This window comes from Kosakonia sp. MH5, assembly GCF_009935945.1.
In the GTDB taxonomy this organism is placed as follows: Bacteria; Pseudomonadota; Gammaproteobacteria; order Enterobacterales; family Enterobacteriaceae; genus Kosakonia; species Kosakonia radicincitans.
In genome coordinates, this window is the sequence record NZ_QODH01000003.1 from 3,428 (window position 1) to 27,357 (window position 23,930).

23 protein-coding genes and 1 rRNA gene are annotated in these 23,930 nt (G+C 53.0%); 7 read left to right on the top strand and 17 right to left on the bottom strand.

Translation table 11 applies throughout. The annotated features are described in order from the left end of the window. Positions 1-38 precede the first annotated feature (38 nt). A 5S ribosomal RNA gene (rrf, locus tag DK872_RS09775) occupies positions 39-154 on the top strand. 203 nt (positions 155-357) lie between these two features. On the opposite strand, the gene DK872_RS09780 is transcribed toward rrf, so the two are convergent. The 17 genes from DK872_RS09780 to msrP all read right to left on the bottom strand — a co-directional run bounded on the left by DK872_RS09780 (position 358) and on the right by msrP (position 16,681). Continuing rightward, the gene (locus tag DK872_RS09780; RefSeq protein ID WP_007369845.1) at positions 358-1,116 is read right to left on the bottom strand and encodes an amino acid ABC transporter ATP-binding protein; all 759 of its coding nucleotides are present in this window, start codon (positions 1,114-1,116) and stop codon (positions 358-360) included. An 8-nt stretch (positions 1,117-1,124) separates the two neighbouring features. Continuing rightward, positions 1,125-2,228: an amino acid ABC transporter permease gene (locus DK872_RS09785; protein WP_007369846.1), complete on the bottom strand. Its 1,104-nt coding sequence runs from the start codon at positions 2,226-2,228 to the stop codon at positions 1,125-1,127. A gap of 9 nt (positions 2,229-2,237) precedes the next feature. Next, positions 2,238-3,419, bottom strand: coding sequence for an amino acid ABC transporter permease (locus DK872_RS09790; protein WP_007369847.1), 1,182 nt, complete (start codon positions 3,417-3,419; stop codon positions 2,238-2,240). Positions 3,420-3,491: 72 nt separating this feature from the next. Further along, positions 3,492-4,517, bottom strand: coding sequence for an amino acid ABC transporter substrate-binding protein (locus DK872_RS09795; RefSeq protein ID WP_007369848.1), 1,026 nt, complete (start codon positions 4,515-4,517; stop codon positions 3,492-3,494). Positions 4,518-4,993: 476 nt separating this feature from the next. Beyond that, the gene (locus DK872_RS09800) at positions 4,994-5,215 is read right to left on the bottom strand and encodes a hypothetical protein (RefSeq protein WP_035888016.1); all 222 of its coding nucleotides are present in this window, start codon (positions 5,213-5,215) and stop codon (positions 4,994-4,996) included. Positions 5,216-5,557: 342 nt separating this feature from the next. Next, positions 5,558-7,636, bottom strand: a complete 2,079-nt coding sequence (locus DK872_RS09805; protein WP_035888015.1) for a bifunctional diguanylate cyclase/phosphodiesterase — start codon at positions 7,634-7,636, stop codon at positions 5,558-5,560. A gap of 164 nt (positions 7,637-7,800) precedes the next feature. Continuing rightward, the gene (locus DK872_RS09810; RefSeq protein WP_007369851.1) at positions 7,801-7,962 is read right to left on the bottom strand and encodes a DUF2556 family protein; all 162 of its coding nucleotides are present in this window, start codon (positions 7,960-7,962) and stop codon (positions 7,801-7,803) included. Between the two features lie 163 nt (positions 7,963-8,125). Next, the gene (gene fis, locus DK872_RS09815) at positions 8,126-8,422 is read right to left on the bottom strand and encodes a DNA-binding transcriptional regulator Fis (protein ID WP_000462905.1); all 297 of its coding nucleotides are present in this window, start codon (positions 8,420-8,422) and stop codon (positions 8,126-8,128) included. A 25-nt stretch (positions 8,423-8,447) separates the two neighbouring features. Next, positions 8,448-9,413 carry a tRNA dihydrouridine synthase DusB gene (gene dusB, locus DK872_RS09820; RefSeq protein WP_035888013.1) on the bottom strand — a complete coding sequence of 322 codons (966 nt, stop codon included), beginning with the start codon at positions 9,411-9,413 and terminating at the stop codon, positions 8,448-8,450. Between the two features lie 454 nt (positions 9,414-9,867). Beyond that, positions 9,868-10,749 (bottom strand): 50S ribosomal protein L11 methyltransferase, encoded by an 882-nt coding sequence (gene prmA, locus DK872_RS09825; RefSeq protein ID WP_007369854.1) that lies wholly within the window; start codon positions 10,747-10,749, stop codon positions 9,868-9,870. A gap of 11 nt (positions 10,750-10,760) precedes the next feature. Beyond that, positions 10,761-12,212 carry a sodium/pantothenate symporter gene (gene panF / locus DK872_RS09830; RefSeq protein WP_072439290.1) on the bottom strand — a complete coding sequence of 484 codons (1,452 nt, stop codon included), beginning with the start codon at positions 12,210-12,212 and terminating at the stop codon, positions 10,761-10,763. Then, positions 12,202-12,444: a YhdT family protein gene (locus tag DK872_RS09835; RefSeq protein WP_007369856.1), complete on the bottom strand. Its 243-nt coding sequence runs from the start codon at positions 12,442-12,444 to the stop codon at positions 12,202-12,204. The genes panF and DK872_RS09835 overlap by 11 nt, the downstream gene beginning before the upstream one ends. Positions 12,445-12,552: 108 nt before the next feature. Then, positions 12,553-13,902 carry an acetyl-CoA carboxylase biotin carboxylase subunit gene (gene accC / locus DK872_RS09840; protein WP_035888007.1) on the bottom strand — a complete coding sequence of 450 codons (1,350 nt, stop codon included), beginning with the start codon at positions 13,900-13,902 and terminating at the stop codon, positions 12,553-12,555. Between the two features lie 10 nt (positions 13,903-13,912). Continuing rightward, positions 13,913-14,374 carry an acetyl-CoA carboxylase biotin carboxyl carrier protein gene (gene accB, locus DK872_RS09845; protein WP_007369858.1) on the bottom strand — a complete coding sequence of 154 codons (462 nt, stop codon included), beginning with the start codon at positions 14,372-14,374 and terminating at the stop codon, positions 13,913-13,915. A gap of 21 nt (positions 14,375-14,395) precedes the next feature. After that, positions 14,396-14,848 (bottom strand): type II 3-dehydroquinate dehydratase, encoded by a 453-nt coding sequence (gene aroQ, locus DK872_RS09850; protein ID WP_007369859.1) that lies wholly within the window; start codon positions 14,846-14,848, stop codon positions 14,396-14,398. Between the two features lie 234 nt (positions 14,849-15,082). Further along, the gene (msrQ, locus tag DK872_RS09855) at positions 15,083-15,682 is read right to left on the bottom strand and encodes a protein-methionine-sulfoxide reductase heme-binding subunit MsrQ (protein ID WP_007369860.1); all 600 of its coding nucleotides are present in this window, start codon (positions 15,680-15,682) and stop codon (positions 15,083-15,085) included. Then, on the bottom strand, positions 15,683-16,681 hold the full coding sequence (gene msrP / locus DK872_RS09860) for a protein-methionine-sulfoxide reductase catalytic subunit MsrP (protein WP_007369861.1): 999 nt from the start codon (positions 16,679-16,681) through the stop codon (positions 15,683-15,685). A gap of 291 nt (positions 16,682-16,972) precedes the next feature. Between msrP and csrD the strand changes: the two genes are divergently transcribed. The 6 genes from csrD to rng all read left to right on the top strand — a co-directional run bounded on the left by csrD (position 16,973) and on the right by rng (position 23,879). Continuing rightward, the gene (gene csrD, locus DK872_RS09865) at positions 16,973-18,916 is read left to right on the top strand and encodes an RNase E specificity factor CsrD (protein ID WP_090397658.1); all 1,944 of its coding nucleotides are present in this window, start codon (positions 16,973-16,975) and stop codon (positions 18,914-18,916) included. A gap of 307 nt (positions 18,917-19,223) precedes the next feature. Next, entirely contained in the window at positions 19,224-20,267 is a 1,044-nt protein-coding gene (mreB, locus tag DK872_RS09870) for a rod shape-determining protein MreB (RefSeq protein WP_006818047.1), read from the top strand. 64 nt (positions 20,268-20,331) lie between these two features. After that, complete coding sequence (mreC, locus tag DK872_RS09875) at positions 20,332-21,330, top strand: rod shape-determining protein MreC (protein WP_007369863.1); 999 nt, start codon at positions 20,332-20,334, stop codon at positions 21,328-21,330. After that, positions 21,330-21,818, top strand: coding sequence for a rod shape-determining protein MreD (mreD, locus tag DK872_RS09880; protein ID WP_007369864.1), 489 nt, complete (start codon positions 21,330-21,332; stop codon positions 21,816-21,818). Before mreC ends, mreD begins: the two co-directional genes overlap by 1 nt. Before the next feature lie 8 nt (positions 21,819-21,826). Continuing rightward, the gene (locus tag DK872_RS09885) at positions 21,827-22,420 is read left to right on the top strand and encodes a nucleoside triphosphate pyrophosphatase (protein WP_007369865.1); all 594 of its coding nucleotides are present in this window, start codon (positions 21,827-21,829) and stop codon (positions 22,418-22,420) included. Beyond that, positions 22,410-23,879 carry a ribonuclease G gene (gene rng, locus DK872_RS09890; RefSeq protein WP_007369866.1) on the top strand — a complete coding sequence of 490 codons (1,470 nt, stop codon included), beginning with the start codon at positions 22,410-22,412 and terminating at the stop codon, positions 23,877-23,879. The genes DK872_RS09885 and rng overlap by 11 nt, the downstream gene beginning before the upstream one ends. Positions 23,880-23,930 lie beyond the last annotated feature (51 nt).

The window sequence follows — 23,930 nt, forward strand, 5'->3', positions numbered from 1 at the left end:
GTTATAGCGGTTAAAGTTCGGCACTTAGAAAGAATTTGCCTGGCGGCAGTAGCGCGGTGGTCCCACCTGACCCCATGCCGAACTCAGAAGTGAAACGCCGTAGCGCCGATGGTAGTGTGGGGTCTCCCCATGCGAGAGTAGGGAACTGCCAGGCATCAAACAAAACAAAAGGCCCTGTCGAAAGACGGGGCCTTTTGTTTTATCTGCTGTTTACCCATAAACATCATCTCCTGATGAGGATAAATCGTCGGGGAGATGTTGAACGTTGCGCTCGACCTCTCGTAAAACACCATAACATTAGAACGCGAGCGATAAAAAAGGCCACCCGTAGGTGGCCCTGAAATACGGCGATAACGATCAGTGGATAACTTGCGACAGGAAAGCGCGGGTACGTTCTGATTTCGGGTTCGCAAAGAACTCTTCAGGTGGCGCCTGCTCAACAATCTCACCGCGATCCATAAAGATCACACGATCAGCGACGGTGCGGGCAAAGCCCATTTCATGGGTTACGCACAGCATCGTCATACCAGATTGCGCCAGGCCAATCATCGTATCCAGCACTTCTTTCACCATTTCCGGATCCAGCGCTGACGTGGGTTCATCAAATAGCATGATCTTTGGCTTCATGCAGAGCGAGCGGGCAATCGCCACACGCTGCTGCTGACCACCCGAAATCTGTCCGGGGAATTTGTGCGCATGCTCGGCAATACGCACGCGCTCAAGATAGTGCATTGCCAGCGCTTCAGCTTCCTTCTTCGGCATTTTGCGCACCCAAATTGGTGCCAGCGTACAGTTCTGTAACACGGTGAGATGCGGAAACAGATTGAAGTGCTGGAAAACCATGCCCACTTCCTGGCGAACCTTTTCAATATTGCGGATATCTTCGTTCAGTTCGATACCATCAACAACGATACGGCCCTGCTGATGCTCTTCCAGATGGTTGATACAACGGATAGTCGTTGATTTCCCTGAACCAGAAGGGCCGCAGAGTACAATACGTTCACCCTGCTTAACGTTCAGATTGATGTCTTTCAGGACATGGAACTGCCCGTACCACTTGTTCACATTATCGAGCGTAATCATCGCGTCGGCAGGTTGCATAATCATATTACTCATGGTGTTCCTCAGTGCGGTGTACGCCCGGTGTTAAAGCGCTTTTCCAGATGCTGGCTGTAGCGCGACATGCTAAAACAGAAAACCCAATAAACTAATGCGGCGAAAACATAGCCCTCAGTCGACATACCGAGCCAGGCCGGATCGACTGTAGCCTGCTGCACGCTGCTGAAAAGATCGAACAGGCCGATGATGATCACCAGGCTGGTATCTTTAAACAGCGCAATAATGGTGTTCACCAGGCCCGGGATCACCAGCTTCAGCGCCTGCGGCAGAATCACCAGCCCCTGCGTTTTCCAGTAGCCCAGCGCCAGAGATTCCGCGGCTTCGTACTGGCCTTTCGGTAGCGCCTGCAAACCGCCGCGCACCACTTCCGCCACATAAGCAGACTGGAACAGGATCACGCCGACCAGCGCGCGGATCAGCTTATCAATGCTGGTTCCTTCCGACATAAACAGCGGTAGCATGACCGAGGACATAAACAGAACGGTGATCAGCGGCACACCGCGCCAGAACTCAATAAACACTACTGACAAAATACGCACGACTGGCATTTTTGAACGACGCCCCAGCGCCAGTAAAATGCCCAGCGGCAGCGCACCGGCAATACCGACAGAAGCGATAATCAGCGTCAACGTCAGACCGCCCCACTGGCGGGTTTCAACGCGATCCAGTCCCAGAAAGCCGCCAAACATTAACCACCAGACAACGATCGGGTAGATAACAGCCCAGCAGGCAATGTAGCGGCCACGACTTGGTAAAGCTTTCCAGAACATCGGCACAATCGAGAGCAGGCCGATAATCAGCGCCAGATTAATACGCCAGCGCTGTTCATGCGGGTAAAGGCCATACATAAACTGGCCAAAACGCTCATGAATAAATACCCAACAGGCACCCGCTTTTGTACAGTCCGCCCGGGTTGAGCCCACCCAGTTCGCCTGAAAAAACGCCCACTCCAGCAGCGGTGGGATCAGTTCCCACATCAGCCACAGGCAAACGATCGTTAGCAGTGAGTTAGACCAACTGGAGAACAGATTTTTTCGTACCCACAACACCGCGCCATTGCTTCTTGCAGGTGTCTGGCGCGCAGAGGGAGACAGAATAGCTTTTGTCATCGTAATTCCTTAGCGCTCAATCAGTGCAATGCGACGGTTATAAATGTTCATCAGTAGTGAGATCGACAGACTGATAAGCAGATAAACAGACATAGTGATAGCGATGGTTTCAATGGCCTGACCGGTCTGATTCAGCACTGTTCCCGCGAAGAGTGACACCATATCCGGATAGCCGATAGCGGCCGCCAGAGAGGAGTTTTTCGCAATGTTCAGGTACTGGCTGGTCAGTGGCGGAATAATGACGCGTAATGCCTGAGGGATGATGACCTGGCGCAGCGTCACCGGATTCGGCAGCCCCAAAGAACGCGCGGCCTCATGCTGACCATGAGGAACGGACTGAATGCCTGAACGGATAATCTCAGCGATAAACGCTGAGGTATAAACCGATAACGCAAGCGTCAGCGCGGCAAGTTCCGGGATCAGCACCATTCCGCCCTGGAAGTTAAAACCGCGCAGTTGCGGAATCTCCCAGTGCAATGCTGCGCCGAAAACCCAGTGCGTCAGCAGCGGTAGCGCAATAATCAACCCCAGCGCAGCCGGCCAGGTACGACGCAACTGACCGGTCTTGATCTGATGGGCTTTATTAAAACGAAACAGACCGACAGAAATGATCACTGCCACGATAACAGCGGCAGCAAAGGCCAGCAGACCTTCGCCAATTTGTGGCGAAGGAATATAGAGGCCACGGTTGCTTAAAAACAGCAAATCCATTGCATTAACCGCCTGGCGTGGGCCGGGCAAGTTACGCAGTACGGCAAAGTACCAAAAAAAGATTTGCAGCAGCGGCGGGATATTGCGAAAGGTTTCGATATAAATCGTCGACAGTTTTCGCAGTAACCAGTTTTCCGACAGGCGCGCCAGACCAAGGAAGAAGCCGAGGAAAGAGGCGAATACAATACACAATGCCGAGACCAGCAGGGTGTTAAGTAAACCGACAAGGAACACACGGCCATAGGTGTCGCCCTGCTCATAATCAATCAAGTGTTGAACAATTCCGAAACCAGCGGCGCGATCGAGGAACGCAAAGCCGGAGGTGATCCCGCGATTGTTCAGGTTAGTAACCGTGTTGTGTACCAAATAGATTGCGATAACGACCACGGCGACAATCGCAAGGATTTGAAACAGCCAGGCACGAACCGCAGGGTTAGAAAGGGAGAAGGAGCCTTTCACGGTTGGGCGGCGATGGGACATAGCAAAAACCTCAGTAACCATGACTCTGGGCTGGGCACCACGCGAGGTGGTGCCCGTTACAGCACTTGCGAATTAACGCACTGGCGGAGCGTACTGGATACCGCCGTTATTCCAGAGGTTGTTCTGGCCACGTTTGATTTTCAGCGGGCTTTCAGAACCTACGTTACGTTCAAAGATTTCGGAATAGTTACCGACTTTCTTGATGATGTTGTAAGCCCATTTATTATCAAGCTTCAGATCTTTACCAAAGTCGCCTTCTTTGCCGAGCAGGTGAGCCATATCCGGTGTCGCCGGGTTTGCGGCTTTCTGATCAACGTTCTTCGAGTTAACGCCCATCTCTTCGGCGTTCAGCATCGCGAACAGCGTCCAGCGCACGATGGCAAACCAGTCGTCGTCGCCACGGCGAACAACCGGACCCAGCGGCTCTTTAGAAATCACTTCCGGCAGGACGATCCACTCAGTCGGGTTGCTCAGTTTGATACGCAGCGCGTACAACTGAGACTGGTCGGAAGCCAGCGTATCGCAACGGCCTGACTCCAGCGCTTTTGCCGATTCGTCAGAACGATCGAAGGTTACCGGGGTATATTTCATGTTGTTGGACTTGAAGTAATCCGCCACGTTCAGCTCGGTATCGGTACCGGCCTGAATACAAACGGTTGCGCCATCCAGCTCTTTAGCACTTTTCAGACCCGCTTTGTTATGGGTCAGGAAGCCGATACCGTCGTAATAAGTTACGCCAGTAAATGACAGCCCCATGCCGCCGTCGCGGGAAGAAGTCCAGGTGGTATTACGGGAAAGAATATCCACTTCGCCGGACTGCAAAGCGGTAAAACGCTCTTTCGCGGTCAGCGGGGTATATTTCACTTTGCTGTCGTCACCGAAAACGGCGGCGGCGACGCCACGGCAAACGTCTACGTCGATACCGGTGAATTTACCGCTCGCGTCCGCGTAGGAGAAGCCAGGCAGGCCGTCGCTGATACCGCATTGTACAAAACCTTTCTTTTTAACGGCATCCAGCGTTGTGCCCGCATGCGCCTGATTTGCAAGAGCAAACAGCGCACCGGCAGCGACCAGGCTGGCGATCATCATCTTTTTCATAATGTATCCTGTGTGGCGAAAAATTTATCGTTATATAAAGGCGTCCGGGAAACGCCTGAAACCTGTCTGTGGCTATGGCCATTCTCTCTTAAGCAAAGGGAATGCCAATATTGCGAATGACGTGTTTGAAAGGGGCGTATACGCAATATTGAGAGTGTAGACAGGAAAAAATAAAACCAGCGCCCCGTCGTGGTGCAAAACTACAACCTGCGCCACAAAATGGAGCAAAAAAATCACAGAAATTACTTTTTATTAACAGACAGGTTTCGCAGGTGAATATAAGCAATATAGTGAATGGCTGCGTTTGTGAATCAGCTCACGAAGAAAGGGGAGAGATAGAAAAACAGGATATTAATACGCGGTGGTTAATCATTTATTTTTGAATAACGACAGATATGAAATGCTGGACATTTACTGGCGGGAAAAAGAGTGCACCACAATAAAGCAAAAGCGCGGTAAGCCGCGCTTTTGCTAATTTATCGGGTCAATGCCACGATGCCGAGCGTCAGACCAGCCAGCGCCGCTGCGCCGCCCGCAATCGCTCCGGCAGTTTCCCAGTTATCCTGAGTTGTCCCTTTCATGCAGGTATTGGTATGTACCAGGCGACCCTGATCGTCATACACCGGCACGCAAGGAGAATCATGAGCACAACCGGCAAGCAGTGTTGTCAGTAATGCTACAGCGATGAAATTTTTCATAATGTTACCTCGAATAAACACAACTCCCGATATCAATACCCGTGATATCTCTACTGAGTCGATATTGATTATTTTACCATCCGGTAACGGCGATTCCCTGGTGCAATAATCTCAAAGTATGTGCAGTGTAAACATCATGGAGGGAAAAGTGCGCTCAGGAATAGAAAATGCAGAAAAGATGAAGCAGAGAATAAAAATAGCGCCTGTTCAACTACAACGTATTGATTAATGGCCAACCGGCGCGGCATTGTGAAATTAACTGGATACGAATAATAATTCAGTTTATCGGTCAGGTAAAATAAAAGCGCCGTTAAGCGCCTGGATTTAACTGCTTAATTATTTTCAGGAAAAGGTGTCCGTCGGGCTAAGTTTATTACCATAAGCGGTAATGGATTCCGCACTTACTGGTTTCCCTAATAAATAACCTTGCAGCGTGTTGCAGCCCAGTTCAGTGAGAAAAGCCTGTTGTTCTTCCGTTTCCACCCCTTCCGCCACAACTTTCAGGTTCAGCGTTTTGGCCAGCGCGACGATCGCCGAAACAATCGTGGCATCTTCTCCTTCTTTACATAGTTCCCGAACAAAGGCGCGATCGATTTTTAACTCGCAAGCCGGTAGACGCTTCAAATAAAGCAGGCTGGAGTAACCGGTGCCGAAATCATCAATCGATGCCTGCACGCCCGCATTCGTTAACTCGGTTAATACACGTACGCTCTCATCAGGATTGCTCATAGCGGTGGTTTCTGTCACCTCAAGAATCAGCTTTTCTGGCGGAACATCATGCTTTTTCAGTGCGTCCAAAATGGTCTGCACCAGCCCATTTTGCTCGAATTGCATGGTGGAAAGATTAACGGCAATCGACCACTCCAGATGGCCCTGTTTGCGCCATTCGCTAAGCTGCCGACAGGCTTCATCCACCACCCAGTTACCTAGCGGAATAATCAGGCCGGTTTTCTCCGCCAGCGGAAGAAACACCTCCGGCGACAGAACCCCCTGAAAAGGATGATGCCAGCGCAATAGGGCTTCAAAACCAATGACCGGCCCGGACGGTGCTTTAAATTTCGGCTGGTAAACCAGGCGAAACTCCTGGCGTTCCAGCGCTAACCACAAATCATTGAGCAGCTGCAGTTGGGTTTGCGCCAGCGTATTCATTGAAGGCTGGAAGAAGTGATAGCCGTTACGCCCCATATGTTTGGTGTGATACATCGCCGCATCGGCGTTAAACATCAGCTCGCGCTCGTTTTTACCATCGTGAGGATAGAGGGCAATCCCGACACTCAGCGTGACGATCACATCGTAAGGATCGATGTTGAAGGGTTTGTCGATTGCACGGACCAGCGCATTGGCAAGCGTTGCTGCTTCATCCGGGGCATTGACTTCCGCCAGCAGAACAAACTCATCGCCGCCGATACGCGCCAGCGTATATTGCCCTTTCAGCGGTTGCCTCAGACGATCGGTAACCGCCACCAGAAGCTTATCGCCAACATCATGGCCCCAGGCATCATTTACGGTTTTGAAACCATCCAGATCCATAAACATCAGCGCAAAGAAAGATCCTTCGCGCCTGGCTTTATTGATCGCTTGTTCAAGGCGGTCTTCCAGCAATACGCGGTTTGGCAGACGGGTCAGCGTATCATGCAGAGCCAGACGCGCCAGCTCGCGGTTAGCCGCCGCCAGTGAAGCCGCCAGCAGGGAAGTCCGCACCTGTAAACGGGCATCGAACATTGAGACCAGCAGAGTAATACCGAGTACAGAGAACGCCATCATACTGACCAGAATGACCAGCCAGTTGTTGTTGAATCCGTGGTGCCCTGTTGCATGCTGTGGAGGAAATTGCGCCGCCATCATGCCGGTATAGTGCATTCCGGCAATGGCAATCCCCATCAGGATCGCCGCGCCAAAGCGCATCAGCGCTACTTGAGCGCCTTCATGACGCAGACGGAAAGTGAGCCACAATGCAGCGAAGGATGCCGCCAGGGCAATCACCACCGACAGCGCGATCCAGTTCATATTCCAGACGATAGCAGGCGAAACCTGTAATGCAGCCATGCCAGTGTAATGCATAGCGACAATTCCCAACCCCATAATAATGGCGCCGGGTATCAGGCGCTGGAGATGAAGTTGCGAGCCGCTGACGAGCCACAGGGCGAACAGTGATGAGCCGATGGCGATAACCATCGAAAGGGCAGTCAGAAAGGGTTCATACAGCATGCTCATCGAAATGTTCATCGCCAGCATGCCAATAAAATGCATCGCCCAGATGCCGATCCCCATCGCCACGCCGCCGCCGCTTAACCAGACCCAGGACGCGGTTCCGCTACTGGAGGTGACGCGTCCGGCCATATTCAGGGCGGTGTAAGAGGCCAGAATGGCGACAATAAAAGAAACAACAACAAGGATATAGTCGTATTGGCTAACCAGCATGATGTCATCAACTCATTCACTAAGATCGTTACGTATTACTACGGTCGTACGGGCGAAAAGGGCTGAGACATTATCATCGACTAAGGATGACGCAAAATGATTTAAATCCCCGAGATATACAGGGGATAGCAGCAAGTTCGCGAATTTTCGCTACAAGCAATCACTTACAGATTATCGCAATTCACCAGTTTGAGAGGGTTGACGGAATTCATATTGCGGCATTTATCGACCTCGGTGGTGATGTACTCCACCCAGTGCATGATTAAGCCATCCAGCGCAAGGATTGAGAGGGCGAAAACGACCAGCCACCAATATTTGCGAATCATTCCGTATCTCCCTTTCTTGCAACCATTGGCTGAAAATATACACGAATCCGCAACCGTGCAAAGAGAGGGAAAGCGGCGTTTTTAGCGTCATTTCAGGCAATAAAAAAGGCGCTTCCCCATGCCGGTTAGCGCCTTTTTATCAATACAACTTACTGATTCAGAATCAGTTCATGCCGTATTTTTTCAGTTTTTTACGCAGCGTGCCGCGGTTGATGCCCATCATCAGCGCCGCGCGGGTCTGATTACCACGGGTGTATTGCATCACCATGTCCAACAGTGGCTGTTCTACTTCAGCCAGTACCAGCTCATACAGGTCATTAACATCCTGACCATTCAGTTGAGCAAAATAGTTCTTCAGTGCCTGTTTTACCGAGTCACGGAGCGGTTTTTGGGTTACCTGATCCTGAGAGTTAACGGTAGAAACGGTCAGTACGTCAGAATTTACGCGTTGTTCGAACATAGTTCTGTCAGCTCTTTATTTCTGTTTACGCAAAATTTTCGAAGTATGCCTCCAACGCCTCCAGCTGTTCGCTGGCATCCTCAATGGCGTTGAATGTGCGCCGAAACTGGTCATTCGGAGCGTGCTCCTGAAGATACCAGGAGACGTGTTTACGTGCGATTCGGTAACCTTTTGCCTGGCCATAAAAGTCATGCAGTTCCCGAACATGCGCGCAAAGCAAGCGCTTAACCTCTGCCAAAGGCAGCGGGGCCAGCAGCTCCCCAGTGTCCAGATAGTGCTGGATTTCCCGGAAGATCCAGGGTCTTCCCTGAGCTGCGCGGCCTATCATCAGGGCATCCGCCCCTGTATAGTCGAGCACAGCTCTGGCTTTTAGCGGGTCAGTAATGTCGCCATTCGCGATAACCGGAATGGAAACTTTCTGCTTAACTGCCCGAATACTGTTGTACTCAGCTTCTCCGTTGAACAAACAGGCGCGGGTGCGTCCATGAATGGTCAGAGCCTGAATACCACATTCTTCAGCCAGTTGGGCAATTTCTACGCAGTTACGGTGTTCCGGAGCCCAGCCTGTGCGAATCTTCAGCGTAACAGGCACATCTACTGCATTCACTACCGAGGTCAGGATAGACTTCACCAGATCCGGGTACTGCAACAGAGCCGAGCCTGCCAGCTTGCGATTCACCTTTTTCGCCGGGCAACCCATATTGATATCAATAATCTGGGCGCCGCTTTCCACGTTAATGCGTGCGGCTTCCGCCATTTCATCCGGATCGCTCCCTGCAATTTGCACGGTGCGAATACCGGGTTCATCAATGTGCACCATCCGCAGTCGGGATTTGTCGCTTTCCCACACTTGCGGGTTAGACGACATCATCTCGGATACGGTCAAACCTGCTCCCATCTCGTAGCACAACGTCCGGAATGGTCTGTCAGTAATGCCAGCCATGGGCGCTGCGATCAGGCGATTTCTGAGCTGGTGATGTCCGATACGCATGAGTTAAGAAATGACCATACTGTGACTGCAAGGCGGCGTATATTACGCATTTTTTGCACGAGATGAAAGGCCAAACTTTGAGCAATCCTCTGTTGTAGATCAAGGAATCGCCAGTCCGCCAGAGTGATTCTGGAATTAAATTATATATTTCATGGCGTTATGATTAAGATAAAAATTTCACGTAACTAATAAATTCGCGCGAGTTATCGTTTTTTACCAGGCCATCAGCGGCAGAATTGCTGTTTTTTACAGCAGAAAAAAGCGGATTTTGCGAACCTGCTCGCATTTTTATGCCGATGTTTTTTCGTGGCCAGGCCGCCACACATCGGCTTTAGCGGCGATGATGAGCGTGAAAAGCGTCCGGATTGCGATGGGAAAATTGTCAAAGGATGTTTTGACGACAGATAAAGGCGAGGGGAGATAAAAAACGTGGCCCGCAGGCCACGCTTAAGTCCTATTTCTTCTGGCCAGTGATACGGCACCACTCCTCTTTCTCGACCACCGGATCGAGCGTGAAGAGATCGGCGTAAGCCTCGCAGACGCTTTCCGCCTGGCTGGCGAGGATACCAGAAAGCCCCAGCAGGCCGCCCTCTACGGGCAGTACGCTGATTAATGGCGCCAGTTCGCGCAGAGGGCCAGCCAGGATATTAGCGACCACGACATCCGCTTTCATCACCTCTGGCTGGTCATTGGGCAGATAGAGATCCAGACGATCGGAGACGCCGTTACGTTCGGCGTTGTCGCGGCTTGCCTGGATCGCCTGCGGATCGATATCAATGCCGATCGCCTTTGCAGCGCCCAGTTTCAGCGCCGCGATCGCCAGGATCCCCGAACCGCAGCCAAAGTCGATCACTGTCTTGCCGCTCAGATCGAGGCTGTCCAGCCATTGCAGGCACAGCGCCGTCGTTGGATGGGTGCCGGTGCCGAATGCCAGGCCCGGATCGAGCATCACGTTGACCGCGTTTTCGTCCGGTACATCGCGCCAGCTTGGGCAGATCCATAGCCGCTCGCCAAAGCGCATCGGGTGGAAGTTATCCATCCATTCGCGTTCCCAGTCTTTATCTTCCAGCTGCTCGATTTTATGGGCGAAGCCTTCACCCAGCAGTGGGTGCAGCGCAAGCTGGGCGACCACATCGGCCATCTCTGTTTCGGCGTCAAACAGGCCGATAACGTCGGTATCGCCCCACAAGCGAGTTTCGCCCGGCAATGGTTCAAACACGGGCGTGTCGTGCGTATCCTGGAACGTGATGGATACCGCACCCGCTTCCATCAAAGCATCGCTCAGATCTTCAGCATTTGCGCCGGTGGTGTTCAGTTTCAGTTGGATCCATGGCATGTCGTAACTCTTTATTCATTAACAGAAACAGTCGGAGCCTGCGGCGCCGGTTGACCAAAACGGTTCCCGACGACGAAGGCCAGCAAACTTAACAGCAACGAAGGCACAATCGGATGAAAGCCCAGGTACTGAATATTAAACGTGGCGAGAACGGCATACAGTACGCCGCCCGTGACCATGGCGCTCAATGCGCCAGCAGCATTCGCCCGCTCCCAGTACAACCCCAAAACCAGCGGCCACAGGAATACCGCTTCCAGACCGCCAAACGCCAGCAGGTTTAACCAGATAATCATCTCTGGTGGACGCCATGCCGCCAGCATCATCAGTACGCCGAGTATCAGGGTTGTCACGGTGGAGATGCGTTTTAAACGCGGTTCATGACGAATTTTAGTCGGCTGGGCGCTTAACCACAGATCTTTGATGATTGTGGCCGAAGCCTGCAACAAATGCGCATTGACGTTCGACATGATCGCGGCCATTGGCGCAGCAAGAAACAACCCGGCAGCCCAGGGCGGTAAGACCTCGACCATCAGTGTCGGGATCACCTGATCGGGTACCGAAAGATGCGGTAACACGGCGCGGCCGAGTGCGCCAGCGAGATGCATTCCCAGCATTAACAGCGCGATGACAATAGTGCCGATAATAATGCCGCGATGAACCGATTTGCTGTCTTTATAGGAAATACAGCGAACGGCGGTGTGCGGCAAGCCAATAACACCAAAACAGACCAGCACCCAGAATGAGGTCATAAATGCAGGCGAAAGGATATCGTGGGCGCCGTGCGGGCTTACCAGTTGTGGATCGATCTGTTGCAGCGTTTCTACCGCACTGTGCAGCCCGCCAGCGGCATGGATCACGCCGACGAGCAGCACCAGCGTGCCAATCAACATCACCATCCCTTGCATCGTATCGTTGAGTACGCTGGCGCGAAAACCGCCAAATGCGGTGTATAGCGCAATGGTGATGCCAAAGATCAGCAGGCCGGATTCGTACTTGATCCCGGCGGCGGTTTCCAGCAGACGCGCGCCGCCGATAAATTGCACGGCGATGGCGCCGACAAAGGCAACCAGCAGGCTAAGGCTGGCGATCCACACAACCGCACGGTTCTGGTAGCGCGCCATCAGCATGTCGTTCAGGGTAATCGCATTGTAACGGCGCGCCAGGATAGCGAACTTTTTGCCGAGGATACCCAAAGAGAGCCAGATGGTTGGCACCTGGATCATCGCCAGCAACACCCAGCCGAGGCCAAATTTATAGGCTGCGCCCGGTCCGCCGATAAATGAACTGGCGCTGACATAGGTTGCCGTCAGCGTCATAGCCAGCACAAAACCGCCCATCGAACGACTGCCGAGGAAGTATTCACTCAGGAACGTGCCTTTGCTGCGCTGGCGCATAGCATAAAAGGAGAGACCGAATACTACGATCAGGTAGATAACCAGTACGGCGATAATTTCACTCTGCATCGTTATCCTCCAGCGGAATATCACGGAAGATAAAGCGCACCATGGCCCAGCACAGCAACACAAAGACCAGCGGCGTCAACAGGCAGGCCAGCTCAAACCAGCGCGGCAGCCCGGTAAATCCCTGCTCCGTACCAGGTAGGTAAGCGCACACTAACCATGCAGCAAGATAGAGAAGGGTCAGCCACAGTGCCCAGCGGGCTTCTTTGTGGGCCTGAACAAAACGGTTGTCCATTTTTTTCCCTTGTGGATGAAGAAAGCGGGGATTGTACCCTATGGAAAAGATGAGGGGAGAGAAAAAGAAAAAAGGCCGGAAAATCCGGCCCTTTGCGATGATTGCAGATTATTTTTCCTGCAAGCCGAGTTTTTTCTCCAGGTAGTGGATATTGGTGCCACCGTGCTGGAAATTCTCGTCGTTCATGATGCGGGTCTGCAACTCCACGTTGGTTTTGATACCGTCGATAATCAGCTCCTGCAGTGCATTCTTCATGCGCGCAATCGCCACATCGCGGCTCTCGCCGTAGCAGATCAGTTTGCCGATCATGGAATCGTAATACGGCGGCACGGTATAGCCAGCGTAGATGTGCGATTCCCAGCGAACGCCAAAACCACCCGGCGCGTGGAAGCGCGTAATTTTACCCGGGCTTGGCAGGAAGGTGTTCGGATCTTCGGCGTTAATACGGCATTCCACCGCATGGCCTCTGACCACAACTTCATCCTGCTTGATGGAGAGCGGCTGACCGGCAGCAATGCGCAGCTGTTCTTTGATCAGGTCAACACCGGTGATCATCTCAGTAACCGGGTGCTCAACCTGAATACGGGTGTTCATTTCAATGAAGTAGAACTCGCCGTTTTCAAACAGGAACTCGAACGTACCCGCTCCGCGATAACCGATATCGACACAGGCTTTGGCGCAGCGTTCGCCGATATAGCGACGCAGTTCCGGGGTAATGCCCGGCGCCGGTGCTTCTTCGACCACTTTCTGGTGGCGGCGCTGCATGGAGCAGTCGCGCTCGGCCAGATAGATGGCGTTGCCCTGGCCGTCTGCCAGCACCTGGATCTCGACGTGGCGAGGATTTTCCAGGTATTTTTCCATGTACACCATGTCGTTGTTGAAAGCGGCTTTCGCTTCCGCACGGGTCATGGCGATGGACTGCGCCAGGTCGGCATCTTTGCGCACAACGCGCATACCGCGACCGCCGCCGCCGCCGGAGGCTTTGATAATGACCGGATAACCGATGCGTTTGGCATGCGCGCGGTTAGCGTCATTATCATCGCCCAGTGGGCCGTCAGAACCCGGAACGGTCGGTACGCCGGCTTTCTTCATGGCGGTAATCGCGGACACTTTGTCGCCCATCAGGCGAATGGTGTCGGCTTTCGGGCCGATAAAGATAAAGCCGGAGCGTTCAACCTGCTCAGCAAAGTTGGCGTTCTCTGAAAGGAAGCCGTAACCCGGGTGAATCGCCACTGCGCCGGTGATTTCGGCAGCAGAGATGATCGCCGGGATATTCAGATAGCTTTTCACGGACGGTGCCGGACCGATACAGACCGTTTCGTCCGCCAGCAGTACGTGTTTTAAATCGCGATCCGCAGTGGAGTGCACGGCGACAGTCTTGATGCCCAGCTCTTTGCAGGCACGAAGAATACGCAGTGCGATCTCGCCGCGGTTAGCGATAACAATTTTATCCAGCATGTGCGCCTCGTTACTCGATGACGACCAGCGGCTCGTCAAATTCAACCGGTTGGCCACTTTCCACCAGAATGGCTTTCACCACGCCTGCTTTATCCGCTTCGATCTGGTTCATCATTTTCATGGCTTCAACGATGCACAGGGTGTCGCCCACGTTGACTTTCTGGCCGATTTCGATAAACGCTTTCGCGTCCGGGCTCGGGGTGCGATAGAAGGTTCCAACCATCGGGGAACGTACGATGTGGCCACTGATTTCTGCTGCGGCAGGTGCTTCCGTAGCGGTTGCGGCTGGTGCGACAGCGGCTGCCATAGGCTGAGCTACCGGCGCAGCATAAGCCTGCTGCATCATCGGATAGCCGACATTCGGCGCGCTGCGACTGATGCGAACAGACTCTTCGCCTTCAGAAATTTCCAGTTCGGAGATGCCTGATTCTTCAACCAGCTCGATCAGTTTTTTAATCTTACGAATATCCATGAGTGGGTTCCGTACTCTTGTTTAGTGTGTTTGTGACAGGCGTTTTACCGCCGTCTGTAAAGCGTATGTATAACCATCGGCGCCTAATCCACAGATAACGCCGACAGCGATATCGGAGAGATAAGAGTGATGTCTGAATGGCTCGCGCGCATGGACATTACTCAGATGGATCTCGATAAACGGGATATCCACCGCCAGCAGCGCATCACGAATCGCGACGCTGGTATGCGTAAAAGCGGCCGGATTGATCAGGATGAAGTCCGCAGTGTCTTTTGCCTGATGAATACGGTCGATCAACGCAAACTCGGCGTTCGACTGAAAATGCGTGAGCGTGACGTTTAGCGCTTCCGCTTCATTTGTTAAACGGTTAACAATCTGCTGCAGGGTAAGCGAACCATAGGTTTTTGGTTCACGGGTTCCCAGCATATTCAGATTGGGGCCGTTCAAAAGCAAAATACGCAATTTGTCCGCCATTGTGCTGCTATCTCCTGCAATTTTCCGGTAAAAAACAAAATATACCTTCGTTGCGTGGTTGTCACGTTGTTAAAGTCCGAAAACCCTGCCGTGAAAACCAAGGTCGCACATTATAACGATTTCGTAGCATTTGGCAGCTAAATACTGGTCTTATCAGGGAAGATTATTAACCACCCGGCTAACATATGGACGCGGATGATAATAGATTTGCGGGAAACTGCACAGATTGCTGCATTAACGCCACCATTGGCGGAACTTCTTGTAACGCCATGCTAAAAGCGCGATCGCGGCAGCGGCGTACAGGAGCGGTTGCGGGGAAAGAATCTTTACGGACCAGAGATAGTGAATCGGAGCGAGGATCGCCACCAGATAGACGAAGTTATGTAATTGTTGCCAGCGCTTGCCCATTTTGCGCTGCGCCCACTGCGTTGATGTGGCCGCCAGCGCCAGCAAGATCAGCCAGCTTACGGCTCCCAGCGTTAAATAAGGACGCGTGGTCAGCTCCTGGCCGAGCAGCGCCAGATTATTGATGCCCAGCTCCAGCAACGTATAGCTGGTCAAATGAAGCGTCGCCCAGGCAAAACACCACAGCCCGAGCAGTCGCCGCGTGCGGATCAATAAAGGTTGTTTTGCATAGCGCGCCAGCGGTGTCACCAATAGCGTCGCCAGCAGGAATTTCAGCGCCATTCTGCCGGTAAAATGCTGAATATCTTTCGCTGGATCGGCGCTGAAGTAGCCCTGATTTGCCGCCCAGAACAGCCAGAGAAAAGGCAGTAGTCCCGCAAGATGTAACGCGACTTTAAGCCAGGTAACCTGTTTTGCCGTTAAACGCACTTAAAAATTCTCCCGTAGATCCAGCCCGTGATAAAGCGAAGCCACTTCCTCAGCGTAGCCGTTAAACAGTAATGTTGGCTGGCGTTTTACATCCAGCGCGCCGCCGGAACCAATAAAGCGCTCCGTTGCCTGCGACCAGCGCGGGTGATCCACATGTGGATTCACGTTAGCGTAAAAACCATATTCGTCCGGCGCGGCGAGGTTCCACGTGGTGGGGGGCCGTTTACTGGTGAGCTTAATGCTGACAATCGATTTAATGCCTTTAAAACCGTACTTCCACGGTACGGTCAGCCGAATCGGCGCGCCATTTTGCGGCGGTAGCGCTTTGCCGTAGACACCCACCGTCAGCAGCGTTAACGGATGCATTGCTTCATCTATACGGAGTGCTTCGACATAGGGGTATTTCAACCCGCCGCCGATAAACCGATCTTTTTGCCCCGGCATCTCCTCCGGCGCGTAACGGGTTTCGAAAGCGACATACTTGGCGTTGCTGGTGGGTTCGACCAGCGCCAGCAGCTTATGCAGCGGGAAACCAATCCACGGCACGACCATTGACCACGCCTCGACGCAGCGCATGCGGTAAATGCGCTCTTCCAGCGGGAAGCGCGACGTCAGCGCAGCATGATCGAGGGTTAATGGTTTCGCCACTTCACCATCAATGGTCAGTGTCCAGGGATCGGTTTTCATCCCCCCGGCGTTAGCGGCGGGATCGGCTTTATCCAGGCCAAATTCATAAAAGTTATTGTAGCCAGTAACTTTATCTTCCGGTGTCAACTCAAGCTTGGCTTGCCACTGCGCCGGCTGGCTGAAGTCGAGGGGTTTTCCTGCTGGCGCTTTCGGACGGTCATGACCTTTAAACCAATCCAGCAGATCCGCTTGCGCCATCGGCGACAAACTTAGCGTTGTCGCGCCAATACCGAGCATTTTTAGCACCTGACGGCGCTGTAACATAAATACGGATTCAGCGGTTACGTCGGCTTCAGTCAGTTTTTTCTTCATTGCATCCTCCGCGAATTTTGTTAATAAGCATGGTGTAAGCGATGCGATAGCGCGAGTGGGAGTGTGTTACCAAACATTGGGATCATTTGCCGAAACAATCATCCATATGATTGCTGATTGGAAAAATATTTATGAGGACTATACTCGCAGGGGTAAAAACGGCCTCGGATTTTTCTAACTTTACTCCTGACTATTCCATATCGCGGTTAGATTTGAAAGTTAGTGCTTACTTTTTAACAAGCTCCGGGTCGATATCGTCTTGTTCTTTAATACAACGGAGTTAACACAGGGATGCGATTAACGACGAAATTTTCCGCTTTTGTGACACTGCTGACCGCGTTGGCGATTTTCGTCACGCTGATCGGCTGCTCACTGAGCTTTTATAATGCCATACAAAACAAGGTGGCTAATCGCGTGGCGGCGGTCGCAGCGGTTGTGGATACCCGACTGATTTCTACACCTGTCAACCAGCTTTCGCCTCAGCTTGATGAGCTGATGGTGCCGCTGGATATCATTAAAGTTGAGATCAAGCAGGGGAAGAAAACCCTGCTCAGCTATGCGCGCAATGGTAGCTACCGTCCGGCAGGCAGTAGTTTGCAGACCCGTGAACTGTCCGTTTCGGGGCTGAAAAACCCCGGCCTCACGATTTCGCTTATCTACCAGGATCCGATGGCCAACTACTTTCGTTCGCTGGTCAATACGGCGCCGCTGACTCTCGCGATCGGTTTTATGATCGTCATTATCTTTCTTGCTGTGCGCTGGCTGCGTCGTCAGCTTTCCGGACAAGAACTGCTGGAAGGGCGAGCGACGCGGATCCTTAATGGTGAGCGAGGCCCGCAGGTTCGCGGCAGCATCTACGAGTGGCCATCACGCACCAGCAGTGCGCTGGATGTGCTGCTGACCGATATCCAGTTTGCCAGCGATCAGCGCAGCCGGATGGATACGCTGATCCGCTCTTATGCGGCGCAAGATACGCGTACCGGCCTGAATAACCGTCTGTTTTTTGATAATCAACTGGCGACACTGCTGGAAGATCAGGAAAAAGTCGGTTCGCACGGCGTGGTGATGATGATCCGCCTGCCGGATTTTGATCTTATGCGCGAAAGCTGGGGGCTGACTACGGCGGCGGAAGAGTATTTCTTCACCCTCATCAACTTACTTTCTACTTTTATTATGCGTTACCCTGGCGCGCTGCTCGCACGTTATCACCGCAGCGATTTTGCCGTGCTGTTGCCGCACCGGACATTAAAGGAAGCGGAAAGTATCGCCGGGCAGATCCTGAAATCTGTCGATGGGCTGCCGCACAATAAGGCGCAGAACCGCGAAGATATTATGCACATTGGCGTTTGTGCATGGCGTAGCGGCCAGTCAACGGAACAAGTGATGGAGCATGCGGAAGCTGCGGCGCGTAATGCGGTATTGCAGGGCGGTAACAGCTGGTCGGTTTATGATGATTCATTGCCCGAGCAAGGGCGTGGCAATGTGCGCTGGCGGACGCTGATAGAGCAGATGCTGAGCCGGGGCGGGCCGCGCGTTTATCAGAAACCCGCGGTTAATCGCGATGGACTGGTGCATCACCGGGAGCTGATGTGTCGTATTTTCGACGGTGAACAAGAAGTGATCGCCGAAGAATATATGCCGATGGTGCTCCAGTTTGGTCTCTCTGAAGAGTATGACCGCCAGCAGATCACCCGTCTTATTCCCTTCCTGGGTTTCTGGCCGGAAGAGAATTTGGCGATGCAGGTGACAGTTCAGTCTCTGGTACGCCCGCGTTTTCAGCGCTGGCTACGCGACACATTAATGGAATGCGAAAAATCTCAACGCAAACGGATTATTTTTGAACTTGCTGAGGCTGATGTTTGTCAACATATCAGCCGGTTACAGTCGGTGGTGCGATTAATTAACGCTCTGGGCGCGCGCGTAGCGGTGGTGCAGGCGGGTCTGACGTTGGTGAGCACCAGTTGGATTAAAGTGTTGGATGTGGAGTTATTAAAGCTGCATCCGGGACTGGTCAGGAACATTGAAAAGCGTACCGAAAATCAGTTGCTGGTTCAGAGTCTTGTGGAGGCGTGCAAAGGCACACGGACACGCGTTTTCGCGACAGGCGTTCGCGCGCGGGCTGAATGGCAGACGCTGGTGGATCGGGGCGTTGTCGGGGGACAGGGCGATTTTTTCGCGTCTTCTCAACCGCTCGATACCAATGTGAAAAAATATTCGCAAAGATACTCGGTTTGAACTGCTGTTTGAGTCGTTTTCACGTAGAATAATGCGCGCTGCCATTTTTGGGGGTGTGCTTGCCTGCCCGCCGGATTGTGACAGTAATACAAAGCCGGTTTGACCTTTGAAATAACGCAAAAGCAATACGCTGGAACAGAAGAGTTTTTTCTGCTTCCGGCTGAAGTCGTGTCGTTTTGCAACAAAGGAAACAAACTGCACTAATTTTCACCGTAGCAGATGATTCTTACGCCTTGTCGCTGCTGCGTGTGGTTGGTAAAGTAAGCGGATTTTGTATCCGCCCCAGCTTTCAGGATTATCCCTTAGTATGTTGAAAAAATTTCGTGGCATGTTTTCCAATGACCTGTCCATTGACCTGGGTACCGCGAATACCCTGATTTATGTAAAAGGACAAGGCATCGTATTGAATGAGCCGTCCGTGGTGGCCATTCGTCAGGATCGTGCCGGTTCACCGAAAAGTGTGGCCGCAGTAGGTCATGAAGCGAAACAGATGCTTGGGCGTACACCGGGCAACATCGCAGCGATTCGCCCGATGAAAGATGGCGTTATTGCTGACTTCTTCGTGACCGAAAAAATGTTGCAGCACTTTATTAAACAAGTGCACAGCAACAGTTTTATGCGTCCAAGCCCGCGTGTGCTGGTTTGTGTGCCGGTTGGCGCGACCCAGGTTGAACGCCGCGCGATTCGTGAATCCGCACAGGGCGCAGGCGCGCGTGAAGTGTTCCTGATTGAAGAACCGATGGCGGCCGCAATCGGCGCAGGCTTGCCGGTATCTGAAGCGACCGGCTCTATGGTTGTGGATATCGGTGGTGGTACCACGGAAGTTGCGGTTATCTCTCTTAACGGCGTGGTTTACTCCTCTTCTGTGCGTATTGGCGGCGATCGCTTCGACGAAGCGATCATTAATTATGTCCGTCGTAACTACGGCTCCCTGATTGGTGAAGCGACCGCTGAACGTATCAAACACGAAATCGGCTCCGCTTACCCGGGCGACGAAGTGCGTGAAATCGAAGTGCGTGGTCGTAACCTGGCTGAAGGCGTACCGCGCGGCTTTACTCTGAATTCTAACGAAATCCTCGAAGCGCTGCAGGAACCGCTGACCGGTATCGTCAGCGCCGTGATGGTTGCCCTGGAACAGTGCCCGCCGGAACTGGCTTCCGACATCTCCGAACGCGGCATGGTATTGACCGGTGGTGGCGCGCTGCTGCGTAACCTCGATCGCCTGCTGATGGAAGAGACCGGTATTCCTGTTGTGGTTGCAGAAGATCCACTGACCTGTGTAGCGCGTGGTGGCGGCAAGGCGCTGGAAATGATCGACATGCACGGCGGCGACTTGTTCAGCGAAGAATAGTCCGCGTCAGAACCGGAGTGATATTCCGCTCCGGTTCTGTCTGGCCTGAGAATACGCAAAGCCTATGAAGCCAATTTTTAGCCGTGGCCCGTCGCTACAGATTCGCCTTTTTCTGGCGGTTTTGGTGGCGCTTGGAGTCATCATCGCCGACAGCCGCCTCGGTACGTTCAGCCAGATCAGAACGTACATGGATACTGCCGTCAGTCCCTTCTATTTTATTTCCAACGGTCCCCGTGAATTACTCGACAGCGTGTCACAAACGCTGGCATCGCGCGATCAACTCGAGCTTGAAAACCGGGCATTGCGTCAGGAACTGCTGCTGAAAAACAGCGAACTGCTGATGTTAGGGCAGTACAAACAGGAGAATGCGCGCCTGCGTGAACTGCTGGGATCGCCGCTGCGTCAGGATGAGCAGAAAATGGTGACCCAGGTGATCTCGACGGTGAACGATCCGTACAGCGATCAGGTGGTGATCGACAAAGGCAGCGCGAACGGCGTTTACGAAGGCCAACCAGTGATCAGCGACAAAGGCGTCGTCGGTCAGGTAGTCGCGGTGGCGAAACTGACCAGCCGCGTGCTGCTGATTTGCGATGCGACGCATGCGCTGCCGATTCAGGTTCTGCGTAACGACATCCGCGTAATTGCCGCCGGTAACGGCTGTACCGATGATCTGCAACTGGAACACCTGCCCGCGAACACCGATATTCGCGTGGGCGATGTGCTGGTTACCTCCGGTCTTGGCGGTCGTTTCCCTGAAGGATATCCGGTTGCTGTTGTTTCATCGGTGAAACTGGATACGCAGCGTGCGTACACGGTGATTCAGGCGCGTCCGACGGCAGGCCTGCAACGTTTACGTTATCTGTTGCTGCTGTGGGGGGCGGATCGTAACGGCACCAATCCACGGACGCCGGAAGATGTGCACCGTGTGGCGAATGAACGTCTGCTGCAAATGATGCCGCAGGTTCTGCCTTCACCTGATGTGATGGGGCCGCCTGCGCCGATGCCTGCTCCGGCAACCGGTATTACACAGCCGCCGCCGCAACTCTCTCCGGGAGGGCAATAGTGGCAAGTTACCGTAGCCAGGGGCGCTGGGTTATCTGGCTCTCGTTTTTCATTGCTCTGTTGCTTCAAATCATGCCCTGGCCGGATGACATTCTTGTTTACCGGCCAAACTGGGTTCTGCTTATTCTGCTTTACTGGATCCTGGCGCTCCCGCACCGCGTAAATGTCGGTACGGGTTTCGCTATGGGTGCCATACTGGATCTTATTAGCGGATCCACCCTTGGCGTTCGTGCGTTGTCATTAAGCATTGTCGCCTATCTGGTTGCACTGAAATTTCAGTTATTCCGTAATCTGGCGCTCTGGCAACAGGCGCTGGTGGTAATGTTGTTGTCGCTGGCGACCGAAGTGATTGTTTTCTGGGCTGAGTTCCTGGTCATCAACGTTTCGTTCAAGCCCGACATTTTCTGGAGCAGCCTCGTAAATGGCGTGCTCTGGCCGTGGCTCTTCCTGTTAATGCGTAAGATCCGCCAGCAGTTTGCGGTGCAATAAAGGTTGTTATGACAGATATCTGGCTCGCTTCCGGCTCCCCCCGTCGTCAGGAACTGCTCACCCAATTGGGTGTGGCTTTCGAACGTATCGTTCCGGGAATTGAAGAACAACGCCAGCCGCAAGAGAGCGCGCGGCAGTACGTTCTGCGCCTTGCGCGTGAGAAGGCACTGGCGGGCGTAGCGATGGCACCGCGCGATCTGCCGGTGTTAGGCGCGGACACGATTGTGATATTTAATGGTGAAGTGCTTGAAAAACCGAAAGACTCCTCGCATGCTGCCAGTATGTTACGTCTGCTTTCCGGGCAAACACACCAGGTCATGACTGCTGTGGCGTTGGCCGATCGCCAGCACCTGCTCGATTGTCTGGTAGAAACAGAAGTGACCTTCAGAGTGTTATCAGAAAAGGATATTGCCGCCTACGTCGAAAGCAAAGAACCGCTGGATAAAGCCGGCGCGTACGGCATTCAGGGGCTGGGTGGGTGTTTCGTCAGGAAAATTAACGGTAGTTATCATGCCGTTGTGGGTTTACCGCTGGTGGAAACCTGGGAATTGCTGAGCAATTTTAACGCACTGCGTGAAGGAAGAGATAATCATGACGGCTGAATTGTTGGTCAACGTTACACCATCGGAAACACGCGTCGCCTATATTGACGGCGGTATTCTTCAGGAAATTCACATCGAGCGCGAAGCACGGCGCGGGATAGTAGGCAATATCTACAAAGGTCGGGTCAGCAGGGTACTTCCGGGTATGCAGGCGGCTTTTGTAGATATTGGTCTGGAAAAGGCGGCGTTTCTACACGCCTCCGACATTATGCCGCACACCGAATGCGTCGCCGGAGAAGAACAGAAAAACTTCACCGTTCGCGATATCTCTGAACTGGTTCGCCAGGGGCAGGATCTGATGGTGCAGGTGGTCAAAGATCCTCTCGGTACCAAAGGCGCGCGCCTTACCACAGATATTACGCTGCCGTCCCGCTATCTGGTGTTTATGCCGGGTGCGGCGCATGTTGGCGTTTCCCAGCGTATTGAAAGTGAAGCCGAGCGTGAGCGCCTGAAGCAGGTAGTGGCCAGCTACTGCGATGAGCAGGGCGGTTTTATTATTCGTACTGCCGCCGAAGGCGTGTGCGAAGAGGATCTCGCGTCTGATGCCGCTTATCTGAAGCGTGTCTGGACGAAAGTGATGGAGCGCAAGAAGCGCCAGCAGACGCGCTGCAAGCTCTACGGAGAACTGGCGCTGGCGCAGCGCGTACTGCGCGATTTTGCCGACGCGCATCTGGATCGTATCCGCGTTGATTCACGGCTGACTTTTGAGGCACTGCTTGAATTCACGGCCGAATACATTCCGGAAATGACCAGCAAACTGGAACATTACAGCGGCCGCCAGCCGATCTTCGATCTCTACGATGTGGAAAACGAAATTCAGCGCGCGCTGGAGCGTAAGGTTGAACTGAAATCGGGCGGCTATCTGATCATCGATCAAACCGAAGCGATGACCACTGTCGATATTAATACCGGCGCATTTGTCGGCCATCGCAACCTTGATGACACCATCTTCAACACCAATATTGAAGCCACTCAGGCGATCGCCCGCCAGCTACGGTTACGTAACCTTGGCGGCATTATCATTATTGATTTTATTGATATGAATAATGAGGATCACCGCCGCCGCGTGCTGCATTCGCTGGAGCAGGCGTTGAGCAAAGATCGGGTAAAAACCAGTATTAACGGTTTTTCCCAGCTTGGGCTGGTAGAGATGACCCGCAAACGCACGCGCGAGAGCGTGGAGCACGTCCTGTGCAACGAATGTCCCACCTGTCATGGCCGGGGAACGGTGAAAACCGTGGAAACCGTGTGCTATGAGATCATGCGCGAGATTGTTCGCGTCCACCATGCCTACGATTCCGATCGCTTCCTGGTCTATGCTTCACCTGCGGTAGCGGAAACCCTGAAAGGCGAAGAGTCGCACGCGCTGGCCGAGGTGGAAATCTTTGTCGGCAAGCAGGTAAAAGTGCAAATCGAGCCGCTCTATAATCAGGAGCAGTTTGACGTAGTCATGATGTAATGCGCAGCGTGCTGCGACACAAGCGGGTCTGATTGGGTTGACAAGGAGAGA